The organism is Streptomyces sp. NPDC027663, from assembly GCF_055566415.1.
In genome coordinates, this window is the sequence record NZ_JBVHSK010000018.1 from 89,856 (window position 1) to 111,800 (window position 21,945).

Consider the following 21,945-nt stretch of genomic DNA (forward strand, 5'->3'; position numbering starts at 1 on the left):
GGCGCAGTGCCGCTCGGGTCGTGCCGCCGCCGCGCGGTCACTTCCCCTGGTCGGTAGGCCGGAGCGTCCACAGCACGCTCATCTCGCCGGTCACGGCGCCGTCCGCGCGCCGGATCTCGACCGACACCGGGAACTCGGGACGCTGCCCCGCGTCGAGTTCGGCGACGACCGCGGCGGCCGGGCGGCCCAGCGTCGCGGTGGCGGTGACGGCGCCCATCGCCAGCTTCTTGTAGGAGATCTCGGCGCTCACGGCGAGCGGCACGGCACGCGTGAGCTGGTCCCCGAAGGCGGCAAGCACGATCGCCCCGCTCGCCGACTCCCCGAGGGTGAACATCGCACCGGCGTGCGGGCCGCCCACGTGGTTGTGGTACGCGCTCTGGTCCGGCAGGGACACCACGGCCTTCTCGGGGGTGGTCTCCAGGAACTCCAGGTTCAGGGTCCGGGCCATCGGCACGGTGGCGGCGAGCATCTCGCCGATCGACATCTGGTCTGCGCTCATGCCGTTCATGTTACTCACGAGTAGCCCAGCCTGGCCAGTGAACAGCACTAGGGTTATTCGCCATGTGGCCAGATCAGCAGCCGCCAGGGGGCGCGCAAAACCCGCAGCAGAACCCGTACCAGCAGCCGGGCAACCAGCAGCCGAACCCGTACCAGCAGCCCGGATATCAGCAGTATCCGCAGGCCGGGCCGTACGCACAGCAGCCGCAGGGCGGCCAGTCCGGGCAGCAGCCGCAGGCCGGGCCGTACGGACAGCAGCCGCAGTGGGGGCAGCAGCAGCCCCCCACCGCACCGATGTCCCAGCCCCCGCAGGGCGGCGGCCGTACGAAGCTGATCGCGATCGTCGCGGCCACCGCCGTCGTGGTCACCGCCGCCGTGACCGGCTACCTGGTGCTGGGCGGCTCGGAGAAGGACGAGGCGGACAACGGCAAGGACGGCCGGCACACGAGTCCGTCCCCGACGGCCACCTCGTCCGCCACGCCCACGTCGTCCGCGACCGACAACCCGCGCGCGAACGAGACCGTGCAGCCGACGGTCGCGGGCTGGAAGGTCGTGGTCAACCCCAAGTACGGCACGGCCTTCGACGTGCCCCCCGACTGGGAGGTGAGGCGGCCCGGCGTCTTCACGTTCTTCGAGGACCAGGAGAAGGGCGACGGTTCGGCGTACATCGGCTTCTCCGCACCCGCGTTCCTGAAGCCGGAGTACTGCACCTCCGACGACGACAAGGACGGCAACGAGGAGACGTCGTCGCTGGCCGCGGCCGGCACCAAGGGCGAGAACGGCGCCAAAGACACCGCGAGCACCGCTTACGGCGACGCGGCCGCGTTCGCCTTCGGCGGCTACACCGACCAGAAGGACTCCTCCAAGAAGTACCTGAAGGCCGGCAAGGCCAAGGACTTCACGACGGCGTCCGGCATCAAGGGCAGCGTCGCCACGTCCTACACCACAGGCACGCCGAAGAAGCGCAAGTGCGACACCGACGGCAAGGCGACTACGTTCGCCTTCAAGAACTCGGCGGGCAATTTCGTCTCCTGGACCTTCTACGGCGCCAAGGGTGTCAAGGACGAGGTCTCCGACGCGACGATCAAGAAGATCCTCAGCACGGTACGGCTGCACGGCGACCCGACGGTGCAGTGACCGGGCGCGCCCCGGCAGCGGTGAAACCGGCTCGGCACACCGCCTCCCGCATCGTGCCGGAGGCGGTGTCCCTGCTCATCGTCGGGCGCGGGCCGAAGGAGCGGCCGGCAGATGGAAGAGAGCGGCAAGGGCCGGAAGGGACTGGAAGGACTCGTAAGCGCGTCGGCCGCGGGGCGCCGCCGTCCTGGATGCTCGGAGGGAACGGGTTTCGGGCTACCGAGCCGGAAGGGGGCCTCTGTGCGTCAGGGATTCATCGAGCCGGGTGCTGTGGGAATGGGCCTGCTGGTGGCCAGCGCAGTCGCGGTGGTGGCGTTGGCGGTGTGGCTGGTGGGACTGGTGCTGGCGCTACGCGGCAGCGCGCCGGCGGACAGAGCCGCGATCCTGCGTGCCTACAGCACGCTGCGCGTTCCAGGGTTCTGGCGCGGTGGGCGGGGGTGAGGCGGAGGAACAGTCCGAAAACGGCAACAAACGGGTTGCCGGGCCTGCAGGATGAGGAGCCATGGACGACACCGAAGCCGGGCTCAGTGCAAAGGACTTACTGCGTCGCAGCATTGAGCACCTGCACCGCGAGAACGCCAGACCGTCGACACGGGACGTAGCGCGGCGTACCGGGCATGCGGTGAGTCACGCGACAGTGCGCGAGATCATTCGGGGGGAGCGGGTGCCCCGTTGGCAGTCGCTGGAGCCCGTGGTGAAGGCACTCCACGGTGACCTCCAGGAATTTCGCCGTCTGTGGCTGGCGGCGGACGACGAGCGGCTCGGCGCCCCTACGGCCGGCGAGCCGCAGCAGCCTGGCGGTGGCGACCGCTCGGCGTCTGCCGATGGCGGCCGGAGGACAACGCTGGGAGCCTCCGCAGTCGCGTCGGTGGACTACTTCTGCTACGTGTCGCACTCCAAGGTGGAGCGGCTGCACGCGACGATGGTGGCTTCGGCAGGGCAGGCCGGCCCCGCGCACCCAGCGGTGGAGGCGCTCTTCCGGGAGGGCGGGACGTTCGGGCGGCCGCATCTGCTGCACGGCGGGGCCCTCGACCGGGCCGAACTCATGCGGCGGCTGCGTCAGGTGCTCACGGGGCTGGCCCAGCGGGGAGCCATCACCGAACTTGACGCCGCGGGCCCTGCGGTTGTCGCCCAGTACGTGCACCACGCCGGGGTCTTCCGGGCCGGGCAGCGCCCCGGGGCCGGTCTCGCTGATCCGGCTGTCGACGTGGTGAGGCTGGAGTGCCGGACACGGCCGGGCCTGCTGCTGGACTGCTCACTGCGGTACTTCAGCGAAGCAGTGGACGGCAGGTATGCCGTCTCCTCGGAGACCAGCGCATTCCTGTCCGGTGGCGGAGAACTCGCCTTCGACACGGTGTTCGTGCTGTTGAGCCGCACACAGCAGGCGGTGATCGGCAGCCCGCTCTATCTCAAGCTCTACAGCGGAGGAACGGACGTGGCCCTGTGAGCGCTTCGCCGGAGGAGATTCCGCTGGATCTGGCGGCATGCGGGGCCCACGAGTACGAGGGCAAGGTCGTCACGATCGGGACAGGCCGGTACCGGATCGGACCGTGTCTCGGCCAGGGCGCCGAGAAGATCGTCCACCCGTTGACGAACACCGCGTCCGGGCTGACCCTCCACGTCATCAAGATCTTCCGCGACCAGCAGGGCATCGCCGGGCAGGCAGCCACGCGCGAGCGACACCTCACTGAGTTGAGGCGTTATTTCGGAGCATCCGTACCGGATTCCTGGATGGAGCAATCCCACAACGGATGGTTCGAGGTGCAGGACGCGCTCGACGCGCTGCTGCCGGCCTGTGAGCCGTCACCTGCCGACGTCGCCCACGCGGCGGGATTCGCTGCCGAGCGCGCTGGACGTGCAGCGGAGGCGTTGCGCCACTATCAGGAGGGGCTGCGGCACACACCGGACCACACCGCCACGCTGGTGGGCGCCGCTCGCGTGGAGGCGCAACTCGGTCATCCGGAGGACGCCCTCTTCCTGCACGAGCGGGCGTTGCACGTCGAACCCAACTACTGCGCCTATTACATGAGCCTCGCGGCGCTCGCGTACGAGCTGCAGGTGCCGTTCAAGACGATCGAGGCCTATGAGGCGATGAAACAGCGCTTCCCCTACCAGGAGGCACTGGACGAGATCGCGGCGGCCGCCTATGTGACGTGCGGCGAGCCCGACGAGGCCCTTGACATCATCGCCGACTCCGGCCGGGACGATCTGGACGAGGAAACGGTTGCCTCGATCCGAGAACGTGCCACCGCCCTGCGGGAGGGCAGGCAGCGCGCTGCCGGGGTCTGGCAACGGGCCGGCGCTGCCGTGGTGGCCAGGGACGCCGAAGCGACACGCGCGGCACTTCACCAGGCCCTGTCACTCGACCCCGGAGATCCTTGGCTGGTCGTGAACGAAGCGCTGCTGCGGGTGCAGTGCGATCTGCCGGACGCCGGGGAGATGCTGATGTACGCGCTTCGCTTCCTCCCGTCGCCCCTCCATGGCCCGTGCCGAGTCAGTCTCGCGCTGTACGCGCAGCGCGCTGCGCCCGACAGCGCACGGGCCCGGCAGCTCATCCGCCGGGTGGGCATGGATTTGCCGACGGTCGACCCGGAGTCGCTCAAGCACGTGCTTCCTCTTCCCGCCGCCCTCTGGTTCGACCTGGACGGGCTCCAGTGCCTCGATTCCGCGACGACAGCCGAAGAACTCGCCCCCGCGGCAGAGAGGGCGTTCGCAGCGACGGGCGACCCGCTGTTCCGCGCCGTATCAGCGGTGTACGGGAATCCGTCGCCCGACTTCGATGCCTTCAGGGACTGGTGCGGGGAGCAGTAGGACGACAAGAGCTCCCGGGTCTCCGCGTACGACGGGTTCGGCTCGGTCTCTCTCGTGCCGCTCGCCACGGCCCCGGCAGGACCGGCCCGAGACGGCGTGCGGGCCTACGGCAGCGCTGTGGGGCTGCGCCGCCCTGGTGGTCCTGGTCACCGCCCTGGTGCTGCTGCTCCCGGACGCCCGATCGCTGACCTGCCGCGGCCTGCCGGTCACCGCCGCTCCGGCGGCGTCAGCCGATGCCGAACGCTCCGTCGGGGGGCTCGGGTGACGGCACCGCGTCGGCCTCCTCGACCGGCCGGGCCGAGCCGGTGAACTCCTTCACGGTCAGCCCGTGTTCGACCCGCGCGGGGAAGGCGTCCGCCGCGGTGCGCCGGGCCAGCGCGGCGATGTCCAGCGGCCGGTGGGAGGCCACGACCACCGCGTTGCCGAACCGCCGCCCGCGCAGCACCGCCGGCTCCGCGATCAGCGCCGTCTCCTCGAAGGCGGCAGCCAGATTGGCGAGTTGGGAACGCAGGAAGTCGAACGGTGCCGCGTCGGCGAGGTTGGCCAGATAGACCCCGCCGGGCCGCAGCACGCGTTCGGCCTCGCGGATGCAGCCGACCGTCGTGAGGTGCGCCGGGACCCGCGAACCGCCGAAGACGTCGGCGACCAGCACATCGGCGTGATCGTCCGGCGCCGCCTCCAGCCAGGCCCGGGCATCCCCGGCATGCAGGACGACACCCGAACCCGCCGGCAACGGCAACTGCTCTCCGACCAGCTCCAGCAGCCCCCGGTCGGCCTCGACCACGTCCTGCCGGGACCCCGGCCGGGTGGCCGCCACATAGCGGGGCAGTGTCAGCGCACCCCCGCCGAGGTGGACCACGTCCAGCGCGCGGCCCGCCTCGGCGACGGTGTCCAGCACATACCCCAGCCGCCGCACGTACTCGAACTCCAGATGCGCCGGATCATCGAGATCGACGTACGACTGCGGCGCCCCGTTCACGGTGAGCAGCCAGGCGCGCTCCCGGTCGACATCGGGCATCAGCTTGGCGGTGCCGTGGTCGACGGCCCGGGTGACGGGTATGGCTTCGTTCACGCCTCCATTGTGGGGTCACCTGTGGCGTCACCCCACCGAGGTGACCGTTCCCGCCCCCACGGTCCTGCCGCCCTCGCGGACGGCGAACCCGAGCCCCGGCTCCAACGGCACCTCCCGTCCCAGCTCCACGGTCATCTCCACCGTCTCGCCGGGCCGGGCGACGCCGGCCTCGCCGAGGTCGACCGCGCCGACGACGTCCGCCGTGCGGATGTAGAACTGCGGCCGGTACCCGCTCACGACCGGCGTCGTACGGCCGCCCTCGCGCCCGGACAGCACATACACCCGCGCCGAGAACCGCCGGGCCGGCACCACACTGCCCGGTGCCGCCACGACGTGCCCCCGCCGGACCACGTCCCGCGGAACGCCCCGCAGCAGCAGCGCCACGTTGTCCCCGGCCTGCGCCTCCTCCATCGGCTTGCCGAACGTCTCCACACCGGTGACCACGGTCTCGACGTCCGCGCCCAGCACCGACACCCGGTCCCCGAGGCGGAGCGTCCCCCGCTCGACCGCACCGGTCACGACGGTGCCCCGCCCGGTGATGGTCAGCACGTTCTCCACGGAGAGCAGGAACGGCGCGTCCAGGTACCGCTCGGGCATCGGCACGTACGTGTCCACCGCGTCGAGCAGCGCCTCCACGGACGCCGTCCAGCGCGGGTCGCCCTCCAGGGCCTTCAGCCCGGAGACGCGTACGACGGGTACGGCGTCGCCCGGATAGCCGTGGGAGGTGAGCAGGTCGCGTACCTCCAGCTCGACGAGGTCGGTCAGCTCCTCGTCCCCCGCGTCGGCCTTGTTGAGCGCGACGACGATGTGGTCGACGCCCACCTGCCGGGCGAGCAGCACGTGTTCGGCGGTCTGCGGCATGATCCCGTCGAGCGCGGAGACGACGAGGATCGCCCCGTCGAGCTGCGCGGCGCCGGTGACCATGTTCTTGATGTAGTCGGCGTGTCCCGGCATGTCGACGTGGGCGTAGTGCCGGGTGTCGGTCTCGTACTCGACGTGCGCGATGTTGATGGTGATGCCGCGGGCGGCCTCCTCCGGGGCGCGGTCGATGCGGTCGAACGGCACGAAGGTGCCGGTGCCGCGCTCGGCGAGGACCTTGGTGATGGCGGCGGTCAGGGTGGTCTTGCCGTGGTCGACATGACCCATGGTGCCGATGTTCAGGTGCGGCTTGGTGCGCACGTAGGCAGTTTTGGACATGGCTGTACCTCGAAGCCTCTCAGCCGTGAAGAAGAATGCGGGACCCCGGGGACCGGCCGACCCTCCCCCTGCGGGGTCCGCCGGACGATCCGGAGAGGGTCAGCTTCGGGCGCCGTCGACAGCGGCCACGAGGAGCGGGACGGCAGCCTTCGGGGCATCCGCGACGGCGGATGCTGCGAGGACGAAGGCGTACCGGAACATGCCGTCGATCATCGCCGACGGTTTGTCCGGCGTCGAATGGTTTTCGGGCGAACGGGTCCTGACGGCGGGCGGGTTCAGCCGCCGATGTTCTTCAGCGCTTCGCGGACGGTCAGCGGGGCGAACCGGCCCCGCTCCCGTTCCAGGAACGCCCGTACGGCCTCGGGGTCGGTCTTGGCGTACTCGCGCAGTGCCCAGCCGATCGCCTTGCGGATGAAGAAGTCGGGGTGGCCGGACTGGAGCAGGCAGGCGGTGAACAGGCGGTCGGCGTCGGTGCGTTCCTTGTAGCGGAGCTGGTGGAGCAAGGACGTGCGCGCGACCCACAGGTCGCCGTCGGTGATCCACGCGTCCATGTCGGCGGTCAGCTCGGGGTCGGCGGCGACCAGCGTCCCGACCACGTGCGCGGCGAGCAGGTCGACGGTGTCCCACCAGGGGACGGTGCTGACGAGGTACCGGGTCACCGGCAGGAAGCCGGAGGAGCACCGGCCCGCATGCCGGCGCAGGAAGTCGACGGCGAAGTAGTGGTACTCGCGTTCGGGCAGTTCCCAGCAGCGCAGGACGATCGCCGTGCAGTCGGCCTCGTCCGGGCGCGGGGTGCCGGCCAGCACGGTGCGCGACAGGGCGCGGCGGGCCACGGTGGGGATGCCCAGGAAGGGTGCCACGTCCTTCATGTAGGCGCGCATCGCGGAAGCCCGCGCCGGGTCGGCGGCGGCCCCGTACGCGGCCGTCAGCCGTTCCAGCACGGTGTCGGCGAGAGCGCTGCGCGGCGCGTCCGGCGGAGCCGCACCTGTGACGGTCATGAGACGAACCATACGGCGATCAGACACGTTCGTCGGCTAATGTCACCGGATGCTCGATGCCAACCGCTCTGGCACCGCCACGGCCTCTCCCCGGGCCGCCGCCACGGAGCTTGCCGTCCCCGTGCCGCCGCTGCAGCGCACGGCGGGCACCACCCGCTGCTCCCGTGTGCTGTTCTCGCCCTACACCCGGCTCTCCCTGCTGCTCGCGCTGCTGGCCGGCGCGGCCGGCTGCGTGCTGTTGTTCGAGCCGCAGCGGCTGCTGGCGCACGGCTGGCCGGCGCAGCTCGGCGGGGCCGCGGCGGCTGTCGTCTTCGCGGCGGCGTACGGCGCGTGCACCGTGGCGTTCGTACCGCGCCCCTTGCTGAACCTGGCCGCCGGCGCGTGGTTCGGTTCGCAGCTCGGGCTGGCCTCGGCGCTCGCGGGCACGGTGCTCGGGGCCGGGGTGGCGTTCGGGCTGGGCCGGGTGCTCGGACAGGACGCGCTGCGCCCGCTGCTGCGCGGCCGCTGGCTGAAGGCGGCCGACGGGCAGCTCAGCCGGCACGGGTTCCGGTCCATGCTGGCCGCCCGGCTGTTCCCCGGGGTGCCGTTCTGGGCGGCGAACTACTGCGCGGCCGTCTCCCGCATGCGCTGGCTGCCGTTCCTGCTGGCCACGGGTCTCGGGTCCATCCCGAACACGGCCGCCTACGCGGTCGCCGGGGCGCGCGCCTCGGCGCCGACGTCACCCGCCTTCCTGATCGCCATGGCCGGCATCGCCGTACCGGCGCTGGCGGGCGCGGTCGTGGCCTGGCGCAAGCGCCACCGGCTGCGCGGCCGGTGAGCCGGTGGTCCCTGCCGCCGGTCCCTACCGCCCCTCCCTGCCGCCGCTCCCTGCCGCCGCTCCCTGCCGCCGGCCCCTGCCGCCGACGAGGACTGACGGCCCGGTGGACGGGGTTCCGGCTCAGACGCCTTCCAGGATCATGGCGTTGGCGAGTCCGCCCGCCTCGCACATGGTCTGCAGGGCGTAACGGGCGCCGCGTTCACGCAGGGCGTGGACCAGGGTCGTGGTGAGCCGGGTGCCGCTGGCCCCGAGCGGGTGGCCGAGGGCGATCGCGCCGCCGTGCACGTTGACCTTGGCGAGGTCGGCGCCCGTCTCCTGCTGCCAGGCGAGCACCACGCTGGAGAAGGCCTCGTTGACCTCGAACAGGTCGATGTCGGCCATGGTCAGACCGGCCTTGCGCAGCACCTTCTCGGTGGCCGGGATGACGCCGGTGAGCATCAGCAGCGGGTCGGAGCCGGTCACGGCGAAGCTGTGCAGGCGGGCCAGCGGGCGCAGGCCGAGCCGGGCCGCGGTCTCGCTGGACGTGATCAGCACGGCGGAGGCGCCGTCGTTGACGGGGCTCGCGTTGCCCGCGGTCACGTTCCACTCGATCTGCGGGAAGCGCTCGGCGAAGCCGGGGTCGTGATAGGCGGGCTTGAGGCCGGCGAGGATCTCCGGGGTGCTGTCCGGGCGGACGCACTCGTCGCGGGCGACGCCCTCCAGCGGCGCGACCTCGGCGTCGAACAGCCCGGACTGCCACGCGGCGGCGGCCTTCCGGTGCGAGGAGACGGCGAACTCGTCCATCCGCGCGCGGGTGAGTGACCACTTGGCGGCGATGAGTTCGGCGCTGATCCCCTGCGGGACCAGGCCCTCCGGGTATCGCTCGGCGACTCCGGGCCCGAACGGGTCCTTGCCCGCGGGCACGTTGGACCACATCGGCACCCGGCTCATCGACTCCACACCGCAGGCGACGACGAGGTCGTAGGCGCCGGAGATCACGCCCTGTGCGGCGAAGTGCACGGCCTGCTGGGAGGAGCCGCACTGCCGGTCCACCGTGGTCGCCGGGACCGACTCGGGGAAGCCGGCGGAGAGGACGGCGTAGCGGGTGGTGTTCATGGCCTGCTCGCCGACCTGGTCGACGGTGCCGCCGATGACGTCGTCGATCAACGCGGGGTCGACGCCGGAGCGCTCGACCAGGGTGCGCAGCGTGTGTGCCAGGAGCTGCACGGGGTGGACGTGGGCGAGGGCGCCGGTCGGCTTTCCCTTGCCTATGGGGGTGCGTACGGCTTCGACGATGACTGCGTCTCGCATGGGGTGGGCCTCCCGCGTGATCGGACGAGCTACTGGTGAGTAGGAAATCCGAACTCACCATAACTCCGAGAGTTGGAAAATCAAACCCTCCTCTAGACTGGGCCGCATGGCCACCACGAAGGACCCGCGTCCCTGCTCCATCGCCGACGCCCTCACCCTGGTCGGTGAGAAGTACTCGCTGCTCGTCCTGCGCGAGGTGTGCCTGGGGAACGGCCGCTTCGACCAGCTCGTGCGCAACATCGGCGCCCCACGCGACATCCTGGCCACCCGGCTGCGCCGGCTCGTGGAGTCCGGCATCCTCACCAAGCGCCTCTACAGCGAGCGCCCGCAGCGCTTCGAGTACCTGCCCACGCAGGCGGGACTGGAGCTGGAGCCGGTCCTGTGGACGCTCAAGGAGTGGGGCGACCGCCATCTGCGCAAGGGCACCGATCTGCCGATGGTCCTCGAGCACGAGTGCGGCAACGAACTGGTGCCGGTGGTCACCTGCCGGGCCTGCGGGGACCCCGTACGGCACGGGGACCTGACGGCCCACCCGCAGGCCCAGGGCTGGACGGTCACCGGACCCACCGCCGCATGAGCAAACCCGACAGCGGCCCGCCCGGCGCGGCGTGAGCCGACCCTGCGGCAGCCCGGCCGGAGCGGCGTGAAGGGACGGCGACGGGCGCCGCGTGCCGACGCGGCGTGAACGGCCCGACGAGCCCGCCCGACGCCGCACGAGCGGACGGAACCCGCCCCCGGGCCGCCCGCGGCCGCAGCGGGCCGCCCGACCCCGTTTCCGCGCTGTCACCCGGGCCCGCTACGCTGCCCTCGTCACATGATCACCATTTCCACCGGCACTTGGACGTCATACCTTCATGTCTTGGTTCGAATCCCTCGTCCTCGGACTCGTCCAGGGGCTGACCGAGTTCCTGCCCGTCTCCTCCAGCGCGCACCTGCGGCTGACCGCGGCGTTCTCGGGATGGAAGGACCCCGGGGCGGCCTTCACGGCGATCACACAGATCGGCACGGAGACCGCGGTGCTGATCTACTTCCGCAAGGACATCGGCCGGATCATCTCGGCCTGGTTCCGGTCGCTCTTCGACAAGGCGATGCGGCAGAACCACGACGCGCAGATGGGCTGGCTGGTGATCGTCGGCTCGATCCCGATCGGGGTGCTGGGCGTGACGCTGAAGGACCAGATCGAGGGGCCGTTCCGTGATCTGCGGATCACCGCCACCATGCTCATCGTCGTCGGCGTGGTCATCGGCATCGCCGACCGGCTGGCGGCCCGCGACGAGAACGGCGGCCGGCACCGGGCGCCCAAGCAGCGCAAGACACTGGAGAACCTCGGTGTCAAGGACGGTCTGGTCTTCGGTCTGTGCCAGGCCTGCGCCCTCGTCCCCGGCGTCTCCCGCTCCGGCGCGACCATCAGCGGCGGCCTGTTCATGGGCTACAAGCGCGAGGCCGCGGCCCGCTACTCCTTCCTGCTCGCCATCCCGGCCGTCCTCGCCTCCGGCGCCTTCGAGGTGAAGGACTCGCTGGGCGAGGGCCACGTCGACTGGGCGCCCACCCTGTTCGCGACGGTGATCGCGTTCGCGTCGGGGTACGCAGTGATCGCGTGGTTCATGAAGTGGATCTCCAACAAGAGCTTCATGCCGTTCGTCTGGTACCGCATCGCTCTCGGCATCGTGATCATCGCCCTGGTCGGCGCGGGCGTCCTGAGCCCGCACGCGGCGGAGTCGGCGGGCTGACGACCGACCCGCCCCGGCGGACCGGCCGCCGACCCCACGCCGGCTGCCGACGGCCGACTCCACATGGCGGGCCGGTGACCCGCCTACAGCCCTTGTTTCGGACATCTTCCGGCCGTCGGCGACCCGCCCGCGACCTGCACAACACCCCGTGGACGCCGGGCAGTTCGACGCCAGGAACGGGCTGCCGCCCGTCGCCGGTGACCAACCCCATACCTTCTGCGTAGCCATCCGGTAGCGGACGGTCAGTGCTTGCCCCTAGGCTGTCCGCATGTCCCCCGATTCCCTGCCCCCTGGTTCCGTGCGGTCTGCTGCCGAGGTGAACGAGCAGATCCGGGCGCTGTGGCTGCGTACAGGCGGCACCCTGTCGGCCCAGGAGCGCGCGGAGTACGAGCTGTTGGTGATCGAGTGGGCCGCGGCGATCCGCGGGCAGATCATCGAGGCGGCCTGACCCGTCGGCCGCACTCCGCCGAGCGTCGACTCCGGCCGGCTCGACCGCATGACGGCAGGCCCGGGCCGGGGGTTGAGCAGGCGGCGTGCGCTCGTACTCGTGGAATCCATGACCGCCGCGCCCCGAGGGTCGGGCACTCCCGTCGGGTACCGACTGCAACACTGCCCCCATGGACACCACACCCGAGCAGATAAGCACCCGGACAGCGGCCGCATGGACCGTCGCGCTCGCGGTCCTCGGAGGATTCACCGGCTACGCCTGGGAAGGGCCGTTCCTCGCCGTCACCTGCGCCCTGTCCCTGGGAGGCGGCGCCGCCCTGGGCACGGTCCTGTCCCGCCGTCGTATGGTCGCGTCCATCCGGGAGGGCCAGGGGAAGGCCGCCGCGCTCGGATACGCCGACGGCATCGCGGACATGATGGTGCTGGGGATCACCGCGTACCGGGACTCCGTCTTCCCGCTGTCCGGCCCCGGCGCCGTGGACACCGCCGAGCGCATGGCGCGCCGCAAGGCCGCCTACCACCTCACGGCCGCCGACGGGCTTTCCCATCACCTGCGTGAGGCCGCGGCCGCCGCTCTCGAAGCGATCGACGACGGGCGCGACCAGGACACCGCACAATCCGCCGTCGAGGACCTCATGAAGGCCGTCCGCGAGCAGCGCCGCGGTTCGTGACCGCAGCGGGAGCGGGACGGTGGTCCCCGCGACGCACAGGGGAGTCAGGTGTCTTCGGGATCCGGCAAGACCGCCGCACACCCCAAAAGGGGTTGCTTTTGCCGCGATCAAGGGCAGGGGAACGCTTCGGTCCCGAGCAGGCGAGCCCCCGCGTGCTGACGGGTCCGGCCGCCTGCCGTGCCCGCGCCACCGAATATTCACCGCACACCTCTTGGCTCCGCGTTCTTCGTGCCCAACACTGTGCCGATGACGCAGCGTGCGGAGTTCGCGACCGTGAGGGACCGACTGGCCGTGGACGACCTGGTGACCGCGTATGCGGTGGCGGTGGACGACGGCGACTGGGCGGCGTACCGAGGGCTGTTCACCGCGGACGGGCGGGCCGACTACCGTTCCGCGGGCGGCATCGAGGCCGACGCGGAGCGGATCGCCGCCTGGCTCGCCGAGAACCTGGCCCTGTTCGCCATGCGCCAGCACTTGATCGTCAACCGGCAGGTGCGGTTCGGATTCCTGGAGAACGACACCGGGGACACCGCCCGGGTCCGGGCCGACTACCTCAACCCCATGCGCTTCGCCGGCCCCGGCGGCTCGGCCGAACCGGATCTGGTGTGCGGTGGCCGGTACGACTTCGGGTTGCTGCGTACACCGGACGGCTGGCGCCTGCGCGAGGTCGTCGTCCACGAGAAGTGGCGTGAGTTGAGGGCCAAGGACGCGCCGGCCCCGTGAAGGGCGCAGGGAACCGCGCACCGGGCCACACGCCACTCCCAGGCACCACGGCCCGGTCGCACACCACCTGCCCAAGCGTCATCACCACCCGGCCACCCGCGCCGCGCACCGCTCCTCGCCACCCGGCCACACGCCCACGCACCGGCTCCTCGCCCCCCGCTCGCCACACACCACCCGCACCGGCTCCCCACCCGTACCCGCCACACACCGACCGCACGGGCTCCTCGCCGCATACCCGCCACGCTCCCCCCACACCCGCCTCATCACCACCGCAGGCGCCCCGCCACCGCCCACGTATGCCCCGTCACCACCCTCCCCGGCTCCGAGGCGCACCGGCACCGCCCTTCGGCGCACACTGGAGGCAGGTCCTGGGTAGGGAGGGTCCCTATGAGGACGATCGACCGCTGGCTGACCTACCCCTGGCCGCGCTCCGGCGCCGCCGCCCTCGCGGGCGCGCTGCCCGTGCTCGCATTCCCCGCGCCCTCGCTGTGGTGGCTCGCGTACGTGGCACTGGTCCCCTGGATGCTGTTGGCCCGCTCGGCGCCGACGCCGCGGCGGGCGGCGTACGACGGCTGGTGGGGCGGCTTCGGTTTCCTGGTGGCCGTGCACCACTGGCTGCTGCCGAGCCTGCACGTGTTCATCTTCCTGATAGCCGTGCTGCTGGGCGCGCTCTGGGCGCCGTGGGGCCTGCTCGTGCGCCGGTTCCTGGGCGGGGTGCCGTCGCCCGGCCGGGGTGCCGCCGCGCTGCTGGTGCTGCCGTCCGGCTGGCTGCTGGTGGAGCTGGTGCGCTCCTGGCAGGGGCTCGGCGGGCCGTGGGGGATGCTGGGCGCCAGCCAGTGGCAGGTGGGGCCGGCGCTGCGGCTGGCCTCGGTGGGCGGGGTCTGGCTGCTCAGCTTCCTGGTGGTGGCGGTCAACGTGGCGGTGACCATGCTGGTGTCCGTCCGCGAGTCGCGCATGCCCGCCCTGGCCTCGCTGGTGGCCGCGGCCGCCGCGACCTCGGCCGCGTGGGCGTGGGCGCCACGCCCGGACACCGACGGGCGGGTGCGGGTCGCCGTCGTACAGCCGGGTGTGGTGGCCGGACAGGACAGCGGTGACAGGCGGTTCGACCGGGAGGAGCAGCTGACCCGGCGGCTCGCCGGGCAGGGTGCCGATCTGGTGGTGTGGGGTGAGTCCAGCGTCGGCTTCGACCTGGGCGACCGTCCCGACCTGGCCCGGCGGCTCGCCGCCCTGTCCCGCGAGACCGGCGCCGATGTGCTGGTGAACGTGGACGCCCGCCGCTCCGACCAGCCGGGGATCTACAAGAGTTCGGTACTGGTCGGCCCGGACGGCCCGACCGGCGACCGGTACGACAAGATGCGCCTGGTCCCGTTCGGTGAGTACATACCCGCCCGCTCACTGCTCGGCTGGGCCACCTCGGTGGGCCGGGCCGCCGGTGAGGACCGGCACCGCGGCACGGAACAGACCGTGATGAACGTCGGGCACGGGCTGCGGATCGGCCCGCTGATCTGCTTCGAGACCGCGTTTCCCGACATGAGCCGCCATCTCGCCGAGGACGGCGCCGACATCCTGCTCGGCCAGTCGTCCACCTCCTCGTTCCAGAGCAGCTGGGCGCCGGAGCAGCACGCCTCGCTGGCCGCGCTGCGCGCCGCGGAGACCGGCCGCCCGATGGTGCACGCCACCCTGACCGGCGTCTCGGCGGTCTACGGCCCCGACGGCGAGCGTCTCGGCCCGTGGCTCGGCACGGGCGCGAGCGCCGCGCGTGTGTACGACGTGCCGCTGGCGCACGGCAGCACGCCGTACGTCCGCTACGGCGACTGGCCGGTGTACGGCGCGCTGGTGGTGCTGGCCGCGCTGGGCGTCACCGAGGTGATGCGGGCGCTCAGGCAGCGCCGGAGCGGTCCTGAACCGCTCGTACCACCCGCTCGCACAGCTCATGGGTCGCCAGCGCGTCACGGGCGCTGAGCAGCTTTCCGGCCCGCACGGCGTCGAGGAACGCGAGAACCGCCTGCTCGATGCCGCGCTGGCGGGCCACCGGCACCCAGTCGCCGCGCCGGCGCACGGTCGGCTGACCCTTGTGGTCGATGACCTCGGCGAGGTTGACCACCTGACGTTTGGTGTCCTGCCCGGAGACCTCCAGGATCTCCTCGTTGGAGCCGCTGAGCCGGTTCATGACGCCGAGCGCGGTGAAGCCGTCGCCGGCGAGCTGGAGCACGACGTGGTGCAGCAGCCCGTGCTCGACGCGGGCGCGCACGGTCACGTCGTCGACCGGGCCGGGCACCAGGAAGCGCAGGGTGTCGATGACGTGGATGAAGTCGTCGAGGATCATCGAGCGCGGTTCCTCGGGCAGCCCGACCCGGTTCTTCTGCATGAGGATCAGCTCGCGCGGGTGGTCCAGGCACTGCGCGTACCCGGGGGCGTAGCGACGGTTGAAACCGACGGACAGCGAGACACCGCGCTGTTCGGCCAGGGCCACCAGCCGCTCGGAGTCGGCGAGTTCGCGGGCGAGCGGCTTGTCCACGTACGTCGGGACGCCGGCCTGCAGCAGCCGGGTGACGATGTCCGGGTGGACGGCGGTGGGCGCGTGCACGAAGGCCGCGTCGAGTCCGGCGTCGAGCAGCGAGTCCAGGGTCGTGTGCCGCTGCTCCGGGGGCAGGCGCAGGGTGTCGGCGACCCGGTCCAGGGTGGCGGGCGTGCGGGTCTGCAGATGCAGGTCGATCCCCGACTGTGTGCCGAGCACCGGCAGGTACGCCTTCTGCGCGATGTCCCCGAGCCCGATGCAACCGACCTTCACGTGCGCTCCTCTACCGCCGGCCTGCGTGTTTGCCTGCCGGAAGCATACGGGGGCCGCCAGTCGGCGATGCCGTCGAAGCTGCGCAGGAAGAGCGCCGGCCCGACCATGGACAGCGCGGTGACGGCGGCGTCGCGTACGGCTGCGGTGGCGCGGTTGCCGGCCATGTTGAGGCGGGCGACCCGGACGGCCTGGCGGGCGATGGCGGTCGTCCGGGGCAGGCGGGCGGCGGTGTAGGCGGGCAGATCGGCCGCGTGGTGGGCGAGGACGACGGCGTCCTCGATGGCCTGGTTGCCGCCCTGGCCGAGGGTCGGGGGCATGGCGTGGGCGGCGTCGCCGAGGAGGACGGTCCGGCCCGAGTGGTAGGCAGGCAGCGGCCGGGCGATGTGATGGACGTCGTGCCGGAGCACGTCCTCGGGGCGGGCGGCGGCGAGCACGGCCGGGACCGGGTCGTGCCAGTCGCCGTAGCGGCGCAGGAGTTCGGACTTCTCGTCGTCCGGCGCGCGCTCCCCCGCCGGCGCGGTCGCCCCGGCATAGGCATAGACCCGGCCGTCCTTGAGGGGGTGTGTGCCCCAGATGTGCCCCCGGCCCCAGGTCTCGTGCGAGGCGAATTCCGCGCCGGGCACCGGGATCAGCACCCGCCAGGTGGTGAACCCCGCGTACGCCGGCCCGGGATGGGCAGGGAACAGGACGCCACGTACCCGTGAGTTGATGCCGTCCGCGCCGACCACCAGTTCGGCCGCAAACTCTTCGTCGCCGGCAATCACGCGGGCGGGCCGGGCGCGGTCGCCGGGATCGGCCAGGGCCGCGTCCGCACCGGTGCGGACGGCACCGGGCGGCAGCAGGGCGGCGAGCCGGTCCACGAGGGTGGCCCGGGGAAGGAGCACCAGGGGGCCGCCGAAGCGGGCGGCGGCGGCCTCCGCGTCGGCCCGGGACAGCCAGCGCCCGCGCGGGGTGCGCAGTCCGCCGTCGCCCTGCCAGGCGGCGAGGTCGCGGATCTCGTCACCGACGCCGATGACGTCCAGGGCCCGCAGCGCGTTCGGGGCGAGCGAGATGGCCGCGCCGACGGGGGCCAAGGAGGGGGCGCGCTCCAGCACGGTCACGGCCCACCCGCGCTGGTGCAGGGCCGCTGCCGCGGTCAGACCTCCGATCCCGCCGCCGATGACGATCACACGCGCCGACCGTGACATGACCCCTCCTCAGGACTACATCTGTAGTGAGGATGACGTTACTACATCCGTAGTGAGGTGGGTAGGGTCGGGTCATGCACGCAGTCACGCCCAGCACCCCCCGCGCCGATCTCGTCGCCGACACCGCCCTCGCCCTGCTCGCTGAGCGCGGTATGCGCGGCCTCACCCACCGGGCGGTGGACGAGGCGGCCGGACTGCCGCAGGGCTCGACGTCGAACGTGGCGCGCACCCGGCAGGCGCTGCTGGAACTCGCGGTACGAAGGCACGCCGAGCGCGAGGCGCGAGTGCTGGCGGTGGACGAGATGCCGGATCCGAGCGGTGGACTCGACGCGCTGGCCGAGGGGCTGGCGCTCGCGCTCCACCGCCTCATGACCCACAACCGCGACCTGCTGATCGCCCGTTACGAACTCGCCCTGGAAGCCACCCGCCGCCCCGAACTGCGCGCCTTCTACGACCGCACCGGCGCCGTCTTCAAGGAACAAGCGGCCGCCCTGCTCACCGCGGCCGGCTCCCCCGATCCGGCCCGCCATGTCCTGTCCCTGATCGCCTGGGGGGACGGGCTGATGTTCTCGTGCGCTGCCGGCTCCTTCAGCGCTCAGATGCCGGGCCCGGAGGAGATCCGCACGGGTCTGCGGGAACTGCTCGCCGGACTGCTGGGCCGGTGAGGGTGCCGAAGCGGCCTCGCGGTCTCCGGTGAGGAGACGGCGGAGGGCTCCACCGGCGGCCGGTCGTCACCCTCGGCACCGGGAAACCCCTCGCAAGGGGCACGAGATCACCCGTGCGGGGGCCACAACGTCCACTCTCTGCTGCCAAACCGGGGCAGACCCAGCAGAGTTGCGTGGTGCATCGAACGACGACCACCGCAGCGCTCTTGGTCACCGTGGCCGTCTCGGCCCTCTCCGGCTGTGTGACGGTGCAGCGCCCGGCGGCACCGGGGCCGCAGCCGGACACCGCGCCCGCACAGCCGACGGAGCCCCGGCCGGAGGGCGGCGCGGCGCCGCGCGTGGTGCAGGCACCGGTCCGGGAGGCGTTGGAGATGGTCGTACCGTCCCGGCACCCGGAGCACTCCACGCCACCCGCCTGGCGCCGGCTCCCGGCCGCGCCCGCGGTCACACACCGGCCCCCGGCTCCGTCCGGGGCCCCACGTCCCGCTGCGCCGCCCGGCCGCACCGGGCGACCGCACACCGACGCGCCCGGACCGCTCCCGGCGCTGCCCGGCGTCCCGGACCTGTGCGCCCTGGGCAAGACGTACGGCGGCTGGCACGAGGACAGCCCCGAGGCGAGCATCTGCCGGCAGGCGTACGGGCGGTGAAGCGGGCCCCGAAGACCACGGCGCTCCCCGTGGAGCGGCCACCATGCCCCGGAGCGACTACGGCCGCCGGAGCAGCCCCCACTGCCCGAACCGGCCGCCACCGCCCGGACCGGCCACCACCGCCGGGAGCGGCTACCGCTGCCGCGGCGGCCCCCAGCCCCCGTCGTGCGGGGTGCCGCCCTCCCCCAGCCGTAGTTCCAGGCGGCTGATCGCGGACCGGACCCCCTCGCCGTAGCCGTCGTCGGTCAGGGCGACCGCGGCCCTGCGGGCCCGGCACAGATGGCTGCGGGCGGCCTCGGCATGGCCCAGCTTGACGTAGTCGGCGGCCAGGTTGAGGTGCAGGGAGGGGAAGAAGCCCCGGAGGCTCGACGGGTCGCCGTCCGCACGGCCGTCGGCCAGTTCCTCCGCCGCCGACAAGGCCCGCAGGTCCCAGGCCAGTTCGTCGGCGGGGTCGTCCTGGGTGTCGGCCAGGTAGTGGGCCAGGGTGCAGCGGTGCAGCGGGTCGCCGCTCTCGCCGATCTCCGCCCACAGGTCCAGGAAGCGGCTGCGGGCCTCCTCGCGGTCGCCTCCGTGGTGCAGCATCACGACCTGCCCGATCCGCGTCAGGACGGCATCCGGTGCCGCCTGCTCCTGTCGCTCCGCCACAGTGCCTCCGGGCCGTCGTCGGGTGTCCGTTCCCGACGCTAACCGGCAGCGTCGGGATTACCGGTCAGGCGGCGCCGTGGTGCAGTGGGTGGGAAGCCGGCGCGGGGCACCCGCGCCGGTCCCGCTCCACGCACCCGTCAGCCCAGGTTCGGGATCCGCCAGTCCACCGGCGCGTGGCCCTGGCGGGCGATCGCCTCGTTGATCTGCGTGAACGGACGGGAGCCGAAGAACTTCTTCGCGGACAGCGGCGAGGGGTGTGCGCCCTTGACCACCACGTGCCGGGTCTCGTCGATCAGCGGGAGCTTCTTCTGCGCGTAGTTGCCCCACAGGACGAAGACGGCCGGGTCGGGGCGGGAGGCCACCGCGCGGATGACGGCGTCGGTGAACTTCTCCCAGCCCTTGCCCTTGTGCGAGTTGGCCTCGCCGGACCGGACGGTGAGGACCGCGTTCAGCAGCAGGACGCCCTGCCGGGCCCACGGCATCAGATAGCCGTTGTCCGGCACGGGCAGGCCCAGCTCATCCTGCATCTCCTTGTAGATGTTCCTCAAGGAGGGCGGGGTCTTCACGCCGGGACGCACCGAGAAGCACAGGCCGTGGCCCTGGCCCTCGCCGTGGTACGGGTCCTGGCCCAGGACGAGGACCTTCACCTGGTCGTACGGCGTCGCGTCCAGCGCGGCGAAGACCTCCTCGCGCGGAGGGTAGACGGGACCCCTCGCCCGCTCCTCCTCGACGAACTCGGTCAGCTCCTTGAAGTAGGGCTGCTGCAGTTCGTCACCCAGAACCCCGCGCCAGGACTCGGGCAGCATGGCGATGTCGGTCACGTCTACGTCCTCACGATGTCAATCAACTACGGCCTGCGGTCACTTCCAGGATTCAGAACCTACAGGCGGCCACTGACAATCGCGTCCGGGAGGGCGGTTCACCAGCTGGTCTTGCGGTGCAGCGCCCACATCGTCATGATCGTCGACGGGTCCAGGGCCTGCTCGCCGCCGGAGATGTCGTCGCTGGCCGCGACGAACTGCCGGCCCTGCCAGAGCGGGATCAGCCGGGCGTCGTTCACCATGATCTGCTGGGCCTCCTCCATGTCCTTGACGGTCTTGGCCCGGTCACTCTCCGCGCGCGAGTGGGGCACCAGCCGGTCGGTGATCTCCTTGGACGGGTAGGGGGTGCCGAGCGCGTTGTGCGCGCCCACGAACGGGGCGATGAAGTTGTCCGCGTCCGGGAAGTCCGGGAACCAGCCGCGCCCGAACACCGGGTACTCGCCCTTCTGGAAACCGACCACATAGGTCTTCCAGGGGCGGCTCTTGAGGGTGACGCTGAACAGGCCGGACTCTTCCAGCTGCCGCTTCAGCTCCTTGAACATCAGGCCCGTCTCGGAGCCGTAGCGGTCGGTGGTGTACCAGAGGGTGAGCGGCACCGGCCGGGTGATGCCCGCGTCGGAGAGGATCTTGCGGGCCTTGGCGACGCTCGGGTTGCCGTAGTCGTCGAAGAAGCCGGTGGTGTGCCCGGTCAGGCCCTTGGGGACCATGGAGTACAGCGGGTCGACGGTGTCCTTGTAGACCTTGTGCGCGATCGCGCCCCGGTCCACGATCTGGGCGACGGCCTTGCGCACGGCGGGCTGCTTGACCCAGGGGTCCTTGGGGTTGAACACCAGGTAGCTGATGTCGGTGCCGGTGCCGTCGACGAGCTGCAGGTCCTCGCTGCCGTGCTGCTGCAGGGCGAGGATGTCGTCGGCGGCCAGGCCACGGTAGGTGACGTCGATCTGCTTGTCCCGCAGCGCCTTGACCATGCTGGCGGAGTCCTGGAAGTAGCGGATGGTCACCGCGCTGTTCTGCCGGTCCGCGAAGCCTTGATAGTTGCCGTTTCCGACGAGGACTGCCTGCTTGCCCTCCTCGTAGGACTCGAGCTTGTACGGACCGGAGCCGTAGACCTTCGTGTCCTTGCGCAGGGAGTTCACGGGGTAGTCGTCCGGGTCGACGATCGACATGGCGGGGGTGGCCAGCACGAACGGGAAGGTGGCGTCGGGCTTGTTCAGGTGGAAGACGATGCCGCGCTTGCCGGAGGTCTCGACACGGTCCAGGCTGCCGAGCAGCCCGGCGGGCCCGCCCGGGGCGTCGATGGTGCGGATGCGGTCGATGGAGTGCCGGACGGCTTCGGCGGTCAGCGGGTCACCGTCGGCGAACTTCAGGCCGGCGCGCAGCTTGCAGCGGTAGGTGCGGCTGCTGGAGTCGGTGAAGGAGCAGCTCTCCGCGGCATCGGGCTGGGGAGTGGTGGCGCCGTTGGGGTAGGCGAGGAGCGTCTGGAAGATGTTCCGGTACAGCTCCCAGGAGCCGTCGTAGGCGCCGGCCGGGTCGAGAGTGCTGGGAGCGCTGGTGGTACCCACGACGATCGGGCCCTGGCTGTCGGGGTCACCGTCGGAGATCAGACTGCATCCGGCCACCAACGATATGGACGCGATCGCCGCGACTCTCCGCAGGAATCGGTTCCGGTTGAACACGCGCACGCTCCTCGATCTGCCATACCAAGGGTCGGCAGACCATACCGCAGCGTTCGGGCCCGTGGACCTCCCAGGAAACACGGCTTCGTGATCGATTTCGCCATGACGACGTTGTCATTCCGCTG

Annotated in this window: 23 protein-coding genes and 1 pseudogene; 14 read left to right on the forward strand and 10 right to left on the reverse strand. The window is 71.8% G+C overall.

Features of this window, described 5'->3' with window-relative positions:
* Window positions 1-37: 37 nt before the first annotated feature.
* Window positions 38-499, reverse strand: a complete 462-nt coding sequence (locus tag ACZ4SF_RS33060; RefSeq protein ID WP_468391910.1) for a DUF4442 domain-containing protein — start codon at window positions 497-499, stop codon at window positions 38-40.
* A 62-nt stretch (window positions 500-561) separates the two neighbouring features.
* On the opposite strand from ACZ4SF_RS33060, the gene ACZ4SF_RS33065 reads away from it, so the two are divergent.
* The 5 genes and pseudogenes from ACZ4SF_RS33065 to ACZ4SF_RS33085 form a co-directional block, all read left to right on the forward strand.
* A complete protein-coding gene (locus tag ACZ4SF_RS33065; RefSeq protein ID WP_468391912.1) occupies window positions 562-1,635 on the forward strand; it encodes a DUF8017 domain-containing protein in 1,074 nt (357 codons plus the stop codon).
* Window positions 1,636-1,872: 237 nt separating this feature from the next.
* Window positions 1,873-2,073: a hypothetical protein gene (locus ACZ4SF_RS33070; protein WP_468391914.1), complete on the forward strand. Its 201-nt coding sequence runs from the start codon at window positions 1,873-1,875 to the stop codon at window positions 2,071-2,073.
* A gap of 61 nt (window positions 2,074-2,134) precedes the next feature.
* Window positions 2,135-3,079: a helix-turn-helix domain-containing protein gene (locus tag ACZ4SF_RS33075; protein ID WP_468391916.1), complete on the forward strand. Its 945-nt coding sequence runs from the start codon at window positions 2,135-2,137 to the stop codon at window positions 3,077-3,079.
* Complete coding sequence (locus ACZ4SF_RS33080) at window positions 3,076-4,443, forward strand: tetratricopeptide repeat protein (RefSeq protein ID WP_468391918.1); 1,368 nt, start codon at window positions 3,076-3,078, stop codon at window positions 4,441-4,443. Before ACZ4SF_RS33075 ends, ACZ4SF_RS33080 begins: the two co-directional genes overlap by 4 nt.
* Window positions 4,444-4,708 (forward strand): annotated as a pseudogene (locus tag ACZ4SF_RS33085) (MFS transporter); the annotation flags it as partial.
* Here ACZ4SF_RS33085 and ACZ4SF_RS33090 read toward each other — a convergent pair.
* From ACZ4SF_RS33090 to ACZ4SF_RS33100, 3 genes are all read right to left on the reverse strand, one after another.
* Complete coding sequence (locus ACZ4SF_RS33090) at window positions 4,670-5,515, reverse strand: spermidine synthase (RefSeq protein ID WP_468391920.1); 846 nt, start codon at window positions 5,513-5,515, stop codon at window positions 4,670-4,672. The pseudogene ACZ4SF_RS33085 and the gene ACZ4SF_RS33090 overlap by 39 nt on opposite strands.
* Window positions 5,516-5,542: 27 nt before the next feature.
* Entirely contained in the window at window positions 5,543-6,712 is a 1,170-nt protein-coding gene (gene tuf, locus ACZ4SF_RS33095) for an elongation factor Tu (protein ID WP_468391922.1), read from the reverse strand.
* 275 nt (window positions 6,713-6,987) lie between these two features.
* Complete coding sequence (locus ACZ4SF_RS33100; RefSeq protein WP_468391924.1) at window positions 6,988-7,710, reverse strand: DNA alkylation repair protein; 723 nt, start codon at window positions 7,708-7,710, stop codon at window positions 6,988-6,990.
* 49 nt (window positions 7,711-7,759) lie between these two features.
* Here ACZ4SF_RS33100 and ACZ4SF_RS33105 point away from each other — a divergent pair, with 49 nt between their 5' ends.
* Window positions 7,760-8,527: a TVP38/TMEM64 family protein gene (locus ACZ4SF_RS33105; protein ID WP_468391926.1), complete on the forward strand. Its 768-nt coding sequence runs from the start codon at window positions 7,760-7,762 to the stop codon at window positions 8,525-8,527.
* Between the two features lie 120 nt (window positions 8,528-8,647).
* Here the strand turns inward: ACZ4SF_RS33105 and ACZ4SF_RS33110 are convergent, their stop codons facing one another.
* Window positions 8,648-9,817 carry a thiolase family protein gene (locus ACZ4SF_RS33110; RefSeq protein ID WP_468391928.1) on the reverse strand — a complete coding sequence of 390 codons (1,170 nt, stop codon included), beginning with the start codon at window positions 9,815-9,817 and terminating at the stop codon, window positions 8,648-8,650.
* 106 nt (window positions 9,818-9,923) lie between these two features.
* Here ACZ4SF_RS33110 and ACZ4SF_RS33115 point away from each other — a divergent pair, with 106 nt between their 5' ends.
* From ACZ4SF_RS33115 to lnt, 6 genes are all read left to right on the forward strand, one after another.
* A complete protein-coding gene (locus tag ACZ4SF_RS33115; RefSeq protein ID WP_468391930.1) occupies window positions 9,924-10,394 on the forward strand; it encodes a winged helix-turn-helix transcriptional regulator in 471 nt (156 codons plus the stop codon).
* A 277-nt stretch (window positions 10,395-10,671) separates the two neighbouring features.
* A complete protein-coding gene (locus ACZ4SF_RS33120; protein WP_468391932.1) occupies window positions 10,672-11,547 on the forward strand; it encodes an undecaprenyl-diphosphate phosphatase in 876 nt (291 codons plus the stop codon).
* A gap of 268 nt (window positions 11,548-11,815) precedes the next feature.
* Window positions 11,816-11,995, forward strand: coding sequence for a hypothetical protein (locus ACZ4SF_RS33125; protein WP_468391934.1), 180 nt, complete (start codon window positions 11,816-11,818; stop codon window positions 11,993-11,995).
* A gap of 169 nt (window positions 11,996-12,164) precedes the next feature.
* Entirely contained in the window at window positions 12,165-12,665 is a 501-nt protein-coding gene (locus ACZ4SF_RS33130) for a hypothetical protein (RefSeq protein ID WP_468391936.1), read from the forward strand.
* A gap of 246 nt (window positions 12,666-12,911) precedes the next feature.
* Window positions 12,912-13,388: a nuclear transport factor 2 family protein gene (locus tag ACZ4SF_RS33135; RefSeq protein ID WP_468391938.1), complete on the forward strand. Its 477-nt coding sequence runs from the start codon at window positions 12,912-12,914 to the stop codon at window positions 13,386-13,388.
* 387 nt (window positions 13,389-13,775) lie between these two features.
* Window positions 13,776-15,350 (forward strand): apolipoprotein N-acyltransferase, encoded by a 1,575-nt coding sequence (gene lnt, locus ACZ4SF_RS33140; protein WP_468391940.1) that lies wholly within the window; start codon window positions 13,776-13,778, stop codon window positions 15,348-15,350.
* Here lnt and ACZ4SF_RS33145 read toward each other — a convergent pair.
* Together ACZ4SF_RS33145 and ACZ4SF_RS33150 are read right to left on the reverse strand one after the other, a co-directional pair.
* The gene (locus tag ACZ4SF_RS33145; protein WP_468391942.1) at window positions 15,268-16,179 is read right to left on the reverse strand and encodes a Gfo/Idh/MocA family protein; all 912 of its coding nucleotides are present in this window, start codon (window positions 16,177-16,179) and stop codon (window positions 15,268-15,270) included. The two genes, lnt and ACZ4SF_RS33145, sit on opposite strands and share 83 nt — an antisense overlap.
* On the reverse strand, window positions 16,176-17,366 hold the full coding sequence (locus tag ACZ4SF_RS33150; protein WP_468391944.1) for an FAD-dependent monooxygenase: 1,191 nt from the start codon (window positions 17,364-17,366) through the stop codon (window positions 16,176-16,178). Before ACZ4SF_RS33150 ends, ACZ4SF_RS33145 begins: the two co-directional genes overlap by 4 nt.
* 74 nt (window positions 17,367-17,440) lie before the next feature.
* Between ACZ4SF_RS33150 and ACZ4SF_RS33155 the strand changes: the two genes are divergently transcribed.
* Window positions 17,441-18,031, forward strand: a complete 591-nt coding sequence (locus ACZ4SF_RS33155; protein WP_468391946.1) for a TetR/AcrR family transcriptional regulator — start codon at window positions 17,441-17,443, stop codon at window positions 18,029-18,031.
* Between the two features lie 176 nt (window positions 18,032-18,207).
* Window positions 18,208-18,678, forward strand: coding sequence for a hypothetical protein (locus ACZ4SF_RS33160; protein WP_468391948.1), 471 nt, complete (start codon window positions 18,208-18,210; stop codon window positions 18,676-18,678).
* Window positions 18,679-18,810: 132 nt separating this feature from the next.
* On the opposite strand, the gene ACZ4SF_RS33165 is transcribed toward ACZ4SF_RS33160, so the two are convergent.
* From ACZ4SF_RS33165 to ACZ4SF_RS33175, 3 genes are all read right to left on the reverse strand, one after another.
* Window positions 18,811-19,323: a hypothetical protein gene (locus ACZ4SF_RS33165; protein ID WP_468391950.1), complete on the reverse strand. Its 513-nt coding sequence runs from the start codon at window positions 19,321-19,323 to the stop codon at window positions 18,811-18,813.
* A gap of 137 nt (window positions 19,324-19,460) precedes the next feature.
* Entirely contained in the window at window positions 19,461-20,144 is a 684-nt protein-coding gene (gene ung, locus ACZ4SF_RS33170; protein WP_468391952.1) for a uracil-DNA glycosylase, read from the reverse strand.
* Between the two features lie 98 nt (window positions 20,145-20,242).
* A complete protein-coding gene (locus ACZ4SF_RS33175; protein ID WP_468391954.1) occupies window positions 20,243-21,820 on the reverse strand; it encodes an ABC transporter substrate-binding protein in 1,578 nt (525 codons plus the stop codon).
* Between the last annotated feature and the right edge of the window lie 125 nt (window positions 21,821-21,945).